11 protein-coding genes are annotated in these 13,683 nt (G+C 51.7%); 4 read left to right on the top strand and 7 right to left on the bottom strand.

Features of this window, described 5'->3' with window-relative positions; genetic code table 11:
* Positions 1-3: 3 nt before the first annotated feature.
* Positions 4-903, top strand: coding sequence for a nucleoside hydrolase (locus HF324_RS19790; protein WP_168860612.1), 900 nt, complete (start codon positions 4-6; stop codon positions 901-903).
* A gap of 44 nt (positions 904-947) precedes the next feature.
* Here HF324_RS19790 and HF324_RS19785 read toward each other — a convergent pair whose 3' ends face one another.
* Entirely contained in the window at positions 948-1,850 is a 903-nt protein-coding gene (locus HF324_RS19785; RefSeq protein ID WP_168860611.1) for an SDR family oxidoreductase, read from the bottom strand.
* A 158-nt stretch (positions 1,851-2,008) separates the two neighbouring features.
* Positions 2,009-2,242, bottom strand: a complete 234-nt coding sequence (locus HF324_RS19780) for a hypothetical protein (protein ID WP_168860610.1) — start codon at positions 2,240-2,242, stop codon at positions 2,009-2,011.
* Between HF324_RS19780 and HF324_RS19775 the strand changes: the two genes are divergently transcribed.
* The 3 genes from HF324_RS19775 to HF324_RS19765 are packed head-to-tail and all read left to right on the top strand — an operon-like array spanning position 2,243 to position 5,795.
* Positions 2,243-3,199: a TolB family protein gene (locus HF324_RS19775; protein ID WP_168860609.1), complete on the top strand. Its 957-nt coding sequence runs from the start codon at positions 2,243-2,245 to the stop codon at positions 3,197-3,199.
* A gap of 48 nt (positions 3,200-3,247) precedes the next feature.
* Positions 3,248-5,167, top strand: a complete 1,920-nt coding sequence (locus HF324_RS19770) for a tetratricopeptide repeat-containing sensor histidine kinase (protein ID WP_168860608.1) — start codon at positions 3,248-3,250, stop codon at positions 5,165-5,167.
* Positions 5,142-5,795, top strand: coding sequence for a response regulator (locus tag HF324_RS19765; protein WP_168860607.1), 654 nt, complete (start codon positions 5,142-5,144; stop codon positions 5,793-5,795). The genes HF324_RS19770 and HF324_RS19765 overlap by 26 nt, the downstream gene beginning before the upstream one ends.
* Before the next feature lie 5 nt (positions 5,796-5,800).
* Here HF324_RS19765 and HF324_RS19760 read toward each other — a convergent pair whose 3' ends face one another.
* From HF324_RS19760 to HF324_RS19740, 5 genes are all read right to left on the bottom strand, one after another.
* Positions 5,801-6,988, bottom strand: coding sequence for a cation:proton antiporter domain-containing protein (locus HF324_RS19760; protein ID WP_168804137.1), 1,188 nt, complete (start codon positions 6,986-6,988; stop codon positions 5,801-5,803).
* A gap of 79 nt (positions 6,989-7,067) precedes the next feature.
* Positions 7,068-8,447, bottom strand: a complete 1,380-nt coding sequence (locus tag HF324_RS19755; protein WP_168860606.1) for a tyrosine phenol-lyase — start codon at positions 8,445-8,447, stop codon at positions 7,068-7,070.
* A gap of 21 nt (positions 8,448-8,468) precedes the next feature.
* Positions 8,469-9,170: a thioesterase II family protein gene (locus HF324_RS19750; RefSeq protein ID WP_168804135.1), complete on the bottom strand. Its 702-nt coding sequence runs from the start codon at positions 9,168-9,170 to the stop codon at positions 8,469-8,471.
* Positions 9,167-11,668, bottom strand: a complete 2,502-nt coding sequence (locus tag HF324_RS19745) for a non-ribosomal peptide synthetase (protein ID WP_168860605.1) — start codon at positions 11,666-11,668, stop codon at positions 9,167-9,169. Before HF324_RS19745 ends, HF324_RS19750 begins: the two co-directional genes overlap by 4 nt.
* Before the next feature lie 9 nt (positions 11,669-11,677).
* Positions 11,678-13,444, bottom strand: a complete 1,767-nt coding sequence (locus HF324_RS19740) for an NAD(P)/FAD-dependent oxidoreductase (protein ID WP_168804133.1) — start codon at positions 13,442-13,444, stop codon at positions 11,678-11,680.
* Between the last annotated feature and the right edge of the window lie 239 nt (positions 13,445-13,683).

Raw genomic sequence — 13,683 nt, 5'->3', positions numbered from 1 at the left:
GATATGGATTCCGATGTAGATGACGTAGGCGCGCTGGCCATGCTCCACGGATTTGCCGACCGGGGAGACGCGGCCGTACTGGCAGTGATGGTATCCAGCCTTAATCCCTGGTCGCCCGGAGCGGTAGATGTGATCAATACCTTTTACGGCAGGCCGGACATTCCCATCGGCGCCGTGCAGCGGTTTGGCGTATATCATACATCCAGATACGCCAGGGCGCTTTGTGAGCAGTTTAAGCATAATACGCTGCCGGAGGGGAATATGCCGGATGCGACGATGCTGTACCGCAAAATATTGGCGGCTCAGCAGGATACGAGCGTGGTGGTGGTGACGGTAGGCGATCTGACCAATCTCTCTAACCTATTAAAATCAGCGCCGGACCAGTTCAGTGGATTAAAGGGTATCGCCCTCGTAAAAAAGAAGGTGAAACACCTTGTTTGCATGGGTGGCCGCTACCCGGCTGACACCGATCCTCAGCCGTGGGGAAATTTCAAACCGGACCCCGACGCTACCCGGCATGTTGCTGCCGAATGGCCCACCCGCATTTATTTCACCGGGGGCGGCGCTTTTGCCGATAGTATTCCCACCGGGAACATTTTTTTTCAGGAGAAATACCGGCATACGCCGATGGCGCACGCTTACCAGCTTTTCCTCAAAGGATGGAACAGGAAGTGGCATCACAGCGCCGACATTATTGCGGTGTATGTGGCAGTGAAAGGGTACTTGTCTTATTTCAAAACAGAAGAACGTGGTTATAATCATATTTTCGAAGACGGGACAAATGTGTGGCGGTTAGCGCCGAGGAATGACCGGCATTATTTGATCAGTGCGTTTGCGGAAGGTGTTGATCCCGGCAAAATCGCTGAAAAGTTCAACGAGTGGATGGCGCCACAGGGGCGTTAATAAATACCTGCAGGCGGCTGTGTCACCTGCAGGTATTTTACCGTTTAGTGTTCCGCCGGGAAATACGCATTTCCCGCCAGGTCTTCCGGTAAGGTGGCATGTGTGGGATTCCATCCCAACGCAGCTTTGGTGGCCTCGGAAGAGGACCGGTTGTTGAACCTGGCGAAGTGTGCAAACCAGGTAAAGTGTGCTGCCGCTTCATCCGGGCCCAGTGACACCACGGGTACGCCAAGCTTCTCACCGATGGTGGTTGCAATGATATTAAAAGAAACCCCCTGTTCAGCTACGGCATGATAACGGGTGCCCCCGTCTGCATTCTTTTCCAGCGCCAGCCGGTACAAGCGGGCCGCATCCCGCTGATGCACTGCAGGCCATACATTGGCGCCGTCATTGATCATCACGGACTGGCCCTTTTCCCGGGCAAGGCGGATCAGGATGGGAATAAAACCACCTTTATCTTCTTCTCCATGCACGCTGGGAGGAAGTCGCACCACAGACACCCGGACCCCTTTGGCCGCTACTTTATCTACTGCTTTTTCCGTGGCCACCCGCGGATTAGCGTCGCTTTCGCTACGGTCTTCCTCTGTGATGATGCCGTTTTTCGCCAGCACGCCGGTAGCGGAGGTGACAATAAAAGGGCGTGCGGTACCTGCCAACGCTTCCCCGATAGCCTCGATCACTTTTTCATCGACGGCGCACATCTCTTTGAAGCGTGAAAAATCATGGATGAAACCGAGGTGAATAACACCATCGGCGTTTGCTGCGCCTGCTTTCAGGCTTTCGAGGTCGGTAAGGTCGCCCCGGTGCGCTTCTGCACCGAGAGCGATCAATTTTTGCGCGGCTGCTTCCGAGCGGGCCAGCCCTGCTACCTGGTGGCCAGCTGCCAGCAGCTCTTTCACGACAGCGGTGCCAACGAACCCGGTCGCGCCGGTTACAAATACTTTCATGCTTTATGTGTTTTGTCTCACAAAATTGAGCACAAACGAAAAGGTATTTGTAGCCGGAACGGGGCATCTTGTAGTCAAAAACGGGAACTTAATTTTCCGGGGCATATCTGCCGGTATCGGGGCCGCCGATGATAAATAAAGGGGCCTTCAGCCTTACCTTAGATTTTTGGGCGTTTTAGGGAAGACTGACCTCTCCCCTGAAAAAGAGCCGAAAGCAGCATTGGAATATTGACGATGATATTGGATCTGCCCAGGCTTTGCCGCGGCAGATCCATGTTCTCAGGGTTTTCCCTGAGAAAAAAAGCAGCGTTTTGCCCGGTTGTTCCGCCTTGGTCCATCATTTTACTTTGCCGGAGGAAAATCATTGTTTCACCCCTGTAATCATTAACCATATGAAAATACGTGTATTACAGCTCCTGGCAGCTTTGTTCTTTTTCGTTTCCTGCAGTAAGGACAAAAACAACGGTCCCGGTCCGGATAACGGGGGCGGCTACACTCCGCTGGGCGGCGGTGTTATTTACTACAACTGGGCCAATGAGGGTATCCTTCGGTTTAATCTCGCTGCGGGCACCGTCGCTACTGCTCAGCAGGACGATGTAGGCCGCAACGGGTGGGACATCAGCCTGGACGGCACGAAGTATTTGCAGGCAGAAGATAAAAACGGCGACGGTTATGACAAGGAAATCTATACGCTGACTAACCTTGCCGACGGAACGATCATCAGCCGTTTTGAAAAAGAGTCGGGTTATGCCAATCATACCTTTCCAAAGCTGTCCCACGACGTGACGCGCATCGCCGTGCCGCCCACTTTCGACGACGGACTGATGGTGCTGGACCTCCAGGGCCGGATATTACATAACCTGAGCAGCTTCCAGGGAGTTAAAATAGACAAGGGCAATGTCAACTGGATGCCCGACAACACGTTGCTCTTTAGCATCGGTAAAAAGATCTGCCGCACCAATACCGCTTTTACGCAGGCGTCGGTAATAAAGGAGCTGAATTTTGCGGCATGGGGTGATCTGACCGTAAGTCCGGATGGCAGCAAATTAGTCTTCGCGGCCGGGAACCATATCTGGATGATGAATATCGACGGCAGCAATCTGGTGCAGGTCACTACCAGCAGCAAAACGGAGGTGCTGCCGGAATTTTCGCCGGACGGGAAGTGGCTGGTACTGGGCACAGACTACCAGACCACCGGCCCTTTCGGCCATATATGGCGCCTGGTGGTGGTGCCGGCGGACGGTAGAAAATACAACCTCGATCCCGGTGCGGACGGAAATGTAATACGCCTGGTCAAAAAAGGAGAGACCCTGCCGGAAGCCTGTGATGGCGGTGTGTGCTGGCGCTGATGTCTTTCCGTGAAATATGCCGTATTTTTAGGATCAATTATCCATCGTTTGAGAACAGTTACCATTGTATGTTTTTTGTGGCTAAGCTTCGCCGGTTTTGACGCAAATGGTCAGCAGGACCGTTACACAGATAGCCTGCTCCGGAAGCTGGACACCGCCGCAGAGGATACTGCCCGGGCGCGTGTCCTGTTTCTGCTTTCCGATTATTGGGCAGATAAAGACAGCGCCCGGGCGGTAGATTACGCCAACAAATCCTTTGACTATACAGAACATAGGCCTTTCTTCCGTGGGTTAGCCCATTTTTACCTGGCCGGGGCTTATTTCAGCTACGATAAAAAAAGAAGCCAGCAGGAATATCTGCTGGCGGATAAGTGGCTGGGACCCTTTACCACGCCGGAAGCCCTGCAATACCGTTCCCGGGCCTGGCATAACTATGGCGCGCTGGACCAGTATATGGACGATAACCGGTCTTTTGTCAATATTCTGCTGACCAAAGCCATACCGCTGGCACAGGCAGCCGGTGATAATGAACGGGTGGCCTGGGGGTATATGGACGTCGGCTCCGTATTCATGAACTATAAGGACTATTCAAAAGCAGGCTATTACTTCACCAAAGCCATCGGTATCCTCCGTAACAACTATCTGGAAGCCAAACCCGTGCTGGCGGAGTGTTATATCAATCTGGCCAAAGCACGTCTTTTTGAAGACCGTGCCCTGGAAGCGGAGCCTCCGCTGAAAGAAGCGTTCCGGATCTTAACCACAGCAGGTGATTCTTCCTATCTGCCCTCTTACTACACTATCAGCGGCATGTACCATATCCGCATGAAACAATGGGACCAGGCGCTGGCAGACCTTCACACCGGGTTAAATATAGCGGAGCGGCAGCAGAGGACGTATGATGTACTGAGCCTGCAATATCAGATTTACGAGGCTTATCAGCAACAGGGCAAACCGGATATGGCTAAAGCCGCGCTGGAAAAAGCATATCTCAGTTACCAGCGGTTTCCGCTGGCTGCCAACCGTAAAACGATCCTGTACGAACTGGCTAAAACAGAAGCTGCATTGGGGAATTACAAACCGGCTTATAACCGGCTGATGGAATACGCCCTGCTTTCAGATACCCTGTTTGAAAAACGGACGGCCAAAGAAATAGCCACGCTGGAGGCCAGGCACCAGGCGGCAGAGAATGAAAAAAAGCTATTGCGCCTGCAAAACAGAAGCCAGTTGCAACAACTGTTGCTGTACTTCGGCGGTGCTGTGGTGGTACTGCTGGCCGCCTTCTTCCTGTATATTTACCGGCAGCGGAAAAAGCGCGAGGCGCAACAATTGCAGATACAGATCGCCCGCGCCCAGCTGGAAGGGGAAGAAAGAGAGCGGCGCCGCCTGGCGCGTGACCTGCACGACGGACTGGGAGGCATGCTGGCAGGGGTGAAGCTAAATTTATCTGCTTTCGGCCACGATAAAGAAGAAGGCCAGCAGGCCGATCTGCAAAAGGTTATCGGCCAACTGGATGATTCCGTTCATGAGCTCCGGCGCATCGCCCGTAATATGATGCCGGAAACCCTGCTGCGTTCCGGCCTTGCCCGGGCGCTGGAAGATCTCTGTAAGTGGATGGACAATGACCGGATGCATGTGGAATACACGTTGCTGGACATACCGGAAGAGATGTCACACAGCCAGAAGATGGACATTTACCGGATCGTACAGGAATTGCTGGCTAATGCAGCCAGGCACTCCGGCGCGCGGGAGGTGTTTCTCCAATGCAGCGGAAGGGAAAACCGTTTTTATATTACCATAGAAGATAACGGAACCGGCATGCAAGGAAAACAAGGCGGGGAAGGAATGGGACTGGCCAATATTCGTAGCAGGGTAGCGTATATGCATGGGAAAATGGAGCTGGACAGCCGCGCGGGAGAAGGAACGATCATTAATATCGAAATCAATGTCACAGCAAACGGAAAAAATTAGTATCGTATTGGTGGAAGACCACAGCATCTTCGTGGAAGGCCTGCAAAGCGTGCTGCGGAAGATCGAAAATGTAACGGTGATGGCTACCTTCAGCGCAGGAGAGGAGGTGTTGGATTACCTGCAACAGCAGCCTGCGGACATCGTGTTTCTGGACATCAGCCTGCCGGGAAGCCTGTCAGGCGTTGAGATATGCCGGTTGATCCGCCGCAGCCATAAGGCGACGAAAGTCATTGCGCTCAGTAATCACACAGAAAGGGAGATCGTCAGTGACATGCTGAACAATGGCGCCAACGGATACCTCCTGAAGAACGCCTCCCTGCCCGATCTGCAAAACGCCATCGACCAGGTGATGATGGGCCAGTGTGTGATGAGCGAAGAGGTACGAAACATTGTCTTTACCGCTAACACTTCTTTAAAAAGCATACCACGGCTCACTTCCCGTGAAAAGGAAGTCCTGTATTGGATCAGCGAGGGGCTGACCACCTCCGCGATGGCGGCCAAGCTCTTTATCAGTGTTCAGACGGTGGAGAGCCATCGTTATAACCTGCTGCAGAAGTTTCAGGTGCCCAATGCAGTGGTGCTGGTCAAGAAAGCAATGGAGCTGGGCTTGATACGGTCTGAAAAATAAAATAATCAAATAATGAAATAACTAAATCGCCTGCGCATGGATATGTTGTAAATCGGCATAGCAATGATGGTGGAAAGCAACGCCACCAGAATGATCATGGAATACAGCTCTTTTGAGATGATGTTGTAAGTCAGCCCGATATTGGCGATAATGAGTTCCATCAGCCCCCTGGCATTCATCAGCCCACCGACGGCAGAAGCTTCCCGCAATGAAAAATGATTCATGCGCATGATAATCAGCGAAGGAAGATATTTCCCGATAAAGGAAAAAACAACCAGCACCATGCAGGGGACCAGATACCCCAGGTCCTGCAGGATCAGCAGATTGGCATTCAGACCTGAAAAGCAGAAGAATAGGGGAAGTAAAAGGGTAATGATCATATCTTTTATCCTGATGATCAGAGGCTCTACCATTTTTTTATCCCTGGGAAAAATCAGGCCCAGCACAAAACCGCCAAAAACTGAATGCAGGTCCAGGTAATCTGAGGCCAGGGCGCTCGCCAGAATGAGTATGACAGTAAAAGAGAAAAAGCCTGAAAAATCCCCTTCCTTCCTGAAAAACCTTCGGCATATTGCCGCTAAGAGCGGCTTTATCAACAGGAACATCAACAACAGGTATACCGGCGCGCCAATGATTGTTTTAAAACCGGAGGCGGAGGAACCTTTTATCATCATGAGCACTACTGCCAGCATTATCCATGATACCACGTCCTGTATGCTGGCAGAGAGCGTAACGATAGTGCCCATCCTTGTTTTTAACAGGCCGTTTTCCTGCAGTATCCTGGCCAGGATAGGGAAGGCGGTGATAGCCAGGGAAGCTCCCAGGAAAATGCCAAAGGATAAAGTGCCGGCAGCGCCTTTGAGCAGATCGAAATAAATGACGCCGAAGAGCAGCCCCAGGGCAAATGGAGCAACGATGATAAAAAAGGAAAGCCAGCCTGACTGCTTCAGCATTTTTTTGTCTACCAAAGAGAAATCAAGTTCCAGTGCAACAATAAACATGTAAAAGGACAGCCCCAGGTTGCCCAATATAAAGAGGAACGGAAGCTGGGATTTAGGGAATATTTCGCTGGCCAGGGCGGGGAAAAAGTATCCCAGGCACGTTGGCCCCAATAGCACCCCAGCCAGCATTTCTCCCACTACTTTGGGTTGCCGCAGGAAAGTAAACAGATGTCCGAATAACTTTGCGGACATGAGGATAATAATGATCGAAATTAACAGGCCGATAAATGTTTCCTGGTTATTCATAGGGAAATAAACGCTGAGTGAATGACTATTGTACCTGTTGGAAGCGGGCCTGGAAGAAGCGCATGTATTTGGGCTCAAAAACCATCTCAAGGCCCCTGATGTTATCCTTGTTTTTGAAGGTCGCCATGATCGCTTCCGCTACCATATCCAAATGTGCGAGCGTGTATACCCGTCTTGGTATTGCGAGGCGAACGAGTTCCAGTTTGGGATAATGATGATCTCCGGTTTCTTTGTTGCGGCCTGCTGATAAAATACCCCTTTCCACGGAACGGATACCGCCTTCCTGGTAAAGTGCCACGGTCAGCGCCTGTGCGGGAAACTGAACCTGGGGAATATGCGGGAGAAAAGCAGCAGCATTGAGATATACGCCATGGGTACCGATGGGATTTACCACAGGGATGCCTGCATCCTTCAGCTGATCACCGAGATAATGTACCTGGTGCACACGGTAAGCAATATGTTCTTCTTCCACAGACTCGGCTATGCCGATGGCCATGGCTTCCATATCACGTCCGGCCATGCCGCCGTAGGTATGCATGCCTTCATATACGATCACGAGATTTTTGGCTTCTTCATAAAGCCCCTGATCATTTAATGCCAGGAATCCGCCGATATTTACAAGCGCGTCTTTCTTGCCGCTCATAACAGCTCCGTCTGTGAGTGCGCAGATTTCTTTTACGATAGCAGCCACCGTCTTATGCTGGTGACCCGGTTCATGTTGTTGTATCATATAGGCATTCTCAGCTACGCGCGCCATATCGTGTATGATGCGGACCCCGTGTTGCAGAGTGAGCTGCCTGACCTGCTGCAGGTTGCCAAGGGATATCGGTTGTCCGCCAGCCATGTTGACCGTAGTAGCGAGGCTCAGGTAAGCAATGTTGCCGGCGCCTGTTTCAAGGATAAGCTTTTCAAGTTTCAGCAGGTCTACATCACCTTTAAAGGGATGTGTACTATAAGGGTCATGGGCTTCATCGACGATCACATCTTTAAAAATGCCACCGGCCAGCTCCTGGTGCAAACGGGTGGAAGCAAAGTACATGTTTCCCGGAACGTACATTCCCGGCCGGATAAGCATACGGGAAATGAGGTGCTCTGCACCACGGCCCTGGTGGGTAGGCACTACAAACCGGTAACCGTAGTATTGCTGCACAGCGGCTTCCAGGTTGTAGAAGTTACGGCTCCCCGAATAAGATTCATCACCCATCATCAGGCCCGCCCACTGGCGGTCGCTCATTGCGCCGGTACCGCTGTCGGTCAGCAAATCGATATATACCTCTTCCGCCTTTAACTGGAAAGCATTGTACCCTGCGGCGGCAATCAGCCGTTCGCGCTCACTGCGGGTAAGTTTTTTTATGGGTTCTACCATTTTAATTTTGTAGGGCTCCGCCCGATGGGATTTTTGCATAAGAAATAAATTGAGGGTGATTTAATGCTGTTTTATTTCCATTAGCTTTTGCCGGATCATGGTCATGATTTCACCGGTGTGGTCTTTCCAGAAATGATGCTTGCCGCTGAAAAGATGTATTGTTACAGGGCTGCCGGTTTCCCGTTGCCAGGCGCCAGCTTCCGCGATGGTAACGTCATCTTCGGTACCAATGAAAACCGAAATCGGAATGTTGAACGGAACGTCTGGTTCATAGTCATATTTTTTAAACATGAGAAGGTCGGTGCGAATGATGGGCTCATATACCGCCCAGAACGTTTCGCTGTTTAAAACAGACAGGGGGACCTGCATTACCTCATACATTTTTCGCTTCCACTCTTCGCCAACGGCGACTTGCCTGCGGGCGGCCGTCATGGCCACGGAAGGTCCTCCGAAGCCCGATACAAAAAGATATGCAGGCGGTGGTTGGCGCATCGCTGCCAGTTTCCTTGTAAGCAGGTAGGCCAGCAGGGCGCCCATGCTGTGCCCGAAAAAAGCGAATGGCGCGGACAGCTTTCCGGACAGTTGCCGGTAGCAGTCTTCCGCCAGCAGCTGTATGTCATCAATGAGTGGGTCAGCATAACGGGCGCCTCTTCCCGGCAGCTCAAGGGTAATAATATTCACCTCATCGCCTGCATGTACACGCAGGCTTTCATAGGCGCCGGCATCCCCGCCAACAAAGGGGAAACAAAACAGGTTAATCATGTATATCGTTTTTTGTCTTCCAGAAATGCGGCAGTAAACTCACTGAGTACAGGAAAACGGAATATCATCCGGATGTCAAAGCCGGGATGCTCCTGTTTAAGCAGGGTGTGCAGCGATATTACATTGATGGACGTTGCGCCCAGCTGGAAGAAATGTCCATCCCTGCTGATACGGGGCAGATTAAGTGCCTGCTGCCAGATGCCCTGCATATGGGCTTCCGCTTCGTTGACCGGAGCAGCGTAGCTTGTCTGATGATCCAGTAACGCAGTCAACGCCTGTTTGTCGGTTTTTCCGTTGCTGTTGACCGGAATATGGGACGTAAGGATAATGCGGGAGGGGCACATGTATGCCGGCAGGCGCTCATATAGAAAATCAGCAAACATTTGTTCCGTTACAGCAGGCGTACCCGGTGTTGGCTGTACAAATGCCACCAGCCGCTTTTCCGCTGTTGTTCCGACAGCCAATACCTCGCACAACTTCACCTGCGGATGCTGCAGCAGCAGGTTACTGATTTCTTCGGGCTCTATCCGGATGCCATCTACCTTGATCAGGTCATCGGCTCTGCCGGTAAAGTCGAGGTTTCCGTCGGGAAGCCATCTTGCCAGATCGCCACTGTCGTACAGCAGCGTATCCGTATGTTCCGGCAGCCGTATAAATTTTTCGCGGTTAAGATCGGGCCGGTTGAGGTACCCGGGTGACAGGCCCATACCGGCAATGTACAGCCTGCCGGTGATGCCGACGGGTGTTGGCTGGTACCGTTCATCCAGAATGTATACCTGTGTATTGGCGATGGGGGTGCCAACGGGTAGCCGCCGGGGGCAGGGACCGTCAGGCGTGGCCTTGTAGATGCTGGTGCAGACGGTGTTTTCCGTAGGCCCGTAAGCGTTATAGTATTCCAGGAAACCGCTGCAATACCTGGCCGTTTCAGGATTGGCAGGTTCGCCTGCCGTGATCAGCACCCGCAGGAAACGCAGGGCATCCGGTGGCAGGATGCGCAGGTAGGCAGGCGGAAGAGTGACGACGCTCACCCGTTGCAGACGCCATTCGTCCAGCAGCCGGGTGGTGTCTTTAATCAACGCCTCGTCTGTCACTACGATGCCGGCGCCCGCATATAAAGCCATCAGTACCTCCGAAACAGCCGCGTCAAAGGTCACATTCGCAAAGGCTGCCACCCGGTCGGTGTTCCGGATGCCAAAGCGCAGCACCTGGTCTGTCGCCATATTCACTACGCCGGCATGTTTGATGGGAACGCCTTTAGGCTGGCCGGTGGTGCCGGAAGTGTAGATGACATAGGCCAGGTCCTGAGGTGTTGCTACCGGTGAAGGATTACTTACGGGGAAATTGCCGGATGCCGGCAGGATATTCTGTTCAATACCAATAGTGGGCACTGCCGGATCAAACCGGGCCTGCGTGGTGGCATCTGTGATCATCAGCCGGATATTGGCGTCGGCAAGCATAAACTGCGCTCTGGCATCAGGGAGATGAATATCGAAAGGTACATACACCGCACCCGCTTTGAGGATGGCCAACATGGCAATCACCTGCCAGGCCGACCGCTGCATACAAATGCCGATCATCGATCCCTGCGTGATGTTATGAACCATACGCAGCCGGTGCGACAGCTGGTTGACTTTTTCGTTCAGTGCCCGATAGGTGTACATGGCAGCATGGTGGACCAATGCCACATGGTCTGGAAACTGTTCCGCTTTTTCTTCAAAAAATCCGTGGATGGTTGCTGCCGGCAACGTGTCGTTCCGGGAAGAGCTGAAGCGCCTTAACTGCTGCCGCTCATGCTCGCCGAGTATCCGCACGTCAGACAGGCGGGTAGTGATGTTCTCCAGGCCGCCAAAAGTATTCATCAGGTGGCTCAGCATGTTGTCGATAAACCAGGATGGAAAATAGGCTTCCTGCCAGGTGACACGGAGGACAATGTCCTGACCTGTATTTTCAATATGGTAAATCAGATCATGCTGCGTTGCTTGCTGTGGCTGATGAAGACCTTCCATACAGAGCAGGATGTTGCTGCTGAGGTAATCCTGCTGGCGCCGGCTAACGAGCGATAAAGGAAAATTCTGATGCCGGTACGCTGTTTTGACAGCTGTCCGGCAATGCTCGAGATGTGTTTGCAGATCAGCGGAAGGATCAATGCGGATCCTGATGGGAACAAATGGTTCGTATACAATCGCAGGCCTGGATGTTTGCAGCAGCGGCGTATGTAAAATAATATCTTTCTGGCCGCAATAGCGGTCCAGCAACCATGCTACGGCTGCGATGAATGCTGTGAACAACGCACTTTTTTCTCCCGGGACCAGGCGTAACAGCGGTATAGCAGCGCTGCCAGGCAGGCGGAACACGCGGGTGGAAGTTTTTACAAGTGGTTGACGGGTAAACTGCAGCCGGAAGGTGAAATTAGTGGGGGCGTCTTCCGCCGCCCGCCAGTACTGAAAGAAAGATACATACTTAGGATCTGTGAACTGCAATGGATCTACATTTTTCATACATCGTCCTTATCTGAATGAATAATTAAAATCTTCCTCAATGCTGCTGTTGTCCTGTTCCCTTTTACGGAACAATGATTTCAACTGGTGGTAAACGCCGGTAATGTCTGCCGGAGGCGTATCCGGCTCAAACAGCCGCCGTTCTTTCCATGAGGCTGTGTCGAGGCTGATGGCCGAAGCATTTAGCCAGGGCTTTTCTTTTATTAAGGCCGTCATCTCCGGATGTACGTCTTCCAGGGCTATCCAGAACAGCACTTGCGCAAACATTTCCAGGTCGCGCAGGTTTTGCTCGAACTCGGCTTTTAGCTGGGTAGTGGTCTTCCCCGATTTCAGGTTACGGTTGTATATGTCCCGCAGGAAAGGAACAGAGAGGTAGTTGATGAAATCAAAGGTATACGTGTCCGGTGTCTGCGTTTTCCATTCATTGAAGAAATTTTCCACGTTGTAGGCAATGGTGAAAAAGCGGAGCGAGGTCGCTTTCAGATAGGCGGTGGCAGTAGTGTCGAGGTAGATGCTGTTAAACATCCTGGGACTGATAAATGACCATCCTGCTGCTACATCCCATATGAAACTGAGTGCCATCACAATATCCAGATGGAAGTAAGTGTAGGATGACTGAATAGACTTTGTGAGCCATTTATTCATATTGATTAAAAAATCGTTGTAGGCATCTACCTGTGTTTTCCAGCTATCATCGTTGTTGACATCATCTGTGATCATTTTCGTGATCATCGTGTTTTCAAAAGCGATAAAGTTGGAACCGGGAGAATAGTAAGGATCTGTAAAGAGCCCTGCTTCTCCGGTACAGGCCCAGCGGTTGACTGAAAACAGCTGCCTTGACCCATAACTGTAGTTCCTCATTTTGAGAAAATCCAGTACTTCGAATTGTTTCATATGTTGGTATAATACCGGCTCATGTATACTGAGCCATTGCATGGATTTATCAAAAGTGTTGTAGGTTTCAAATGGATGAATGGATTCGGTCGTCACGATTCCCACGCTGGTATTGGCGGAAGACAGCGGGATCAGCCATACCCAGTACCCTTGGTTGTGCAGGTGCGTGGTGGAGAAAAAGCGGGACCTGCGGGCTACGCGCGTGTAGTATTCACGGTGGGTCTTAGGTACCAGGTCGTCTATGTCCAGTCTGCCTTTTACGCGCCACCAGGTGGAGCTGCAGACGGTTTCGGGAGGCTCGCTCAATTGAAGCGCCCGTTGAATAAGCTGCCTTCTTCCGCTGGCGTCCACCACCCAACGGCCTTTTATTTCTTTTGTCAGCTGTTCTTTTTCCGTTTGATAAACAACCGTGTGCGGTGTGCCCTCATCTGACAGCTGGATAGATTTTACGGTAGCGTTGGTGATAATATGGACATCCGCATGCAGATTCATATAATAGAGGTCATTCTCAAGGACGCCTCTGTCTATCTGGTAGGAATCGTATGGCGGATAGGAGGAGAGCCCTACCTCGGGCCTGTTAGCGGGAATGTCGCTGCCGTTTCCGAGAAAGTAGCGGAACCCGAATTTCCGGTAGTGGTTGTTCCGGAAATAGTCGGTTAACCTTAATGTTTCACTGAGATAGAAGGCGGAAACCTCTACGGTAGATTCGCCTACTTTAAAGTCGTTTGCGGCAAGCGGCATTGCTGACTTGATGATCATCAGCACGGAAAGGGAGGGGTGGCTTAGTTTGAGTTGCCGTGCCAGTGTTTGTCCGGCTAGTCCGCCACCGCAGATGATTACATCAAACAGGTAGTCGGAGGAGGGAGTGTCCTGAGTAAACATAGTTGTTCGCTTTAATGGTTATCGTCTTAGCATGTGCCGTCCTTAATACAAGGCAATAACAGGATGGCAGGCGCCATGAAGTCGGCGCCGGTGCTTTTCCGGTTTTTTATTGAGAGGGAACACCGGTTGAAGGATGGTGTTTCTCCTGGAAATCAGTTGGCAGTGTTGCGGGCATAGGCAACAATGGTGAAAGGCAATCAGCCGAGACTGCCAGCCCTTAATTTGCCGGGTGATAAACA

The sequence above is a fragment of the Chitinophaga oryzae genome, from assembly GCF_012516375.2.
GTDB lineage: Bacteria > Bacteroidota > Bacteroidia > Chitinophagales > Chitinophagaceae > Chitinophaga > Chitinophaga oryzae.
The sequence above is the reverse complement of the archived record's forward strand: the minus strand, read 5'-3'. Positions and strand labels throughout refer to the sequence as shown.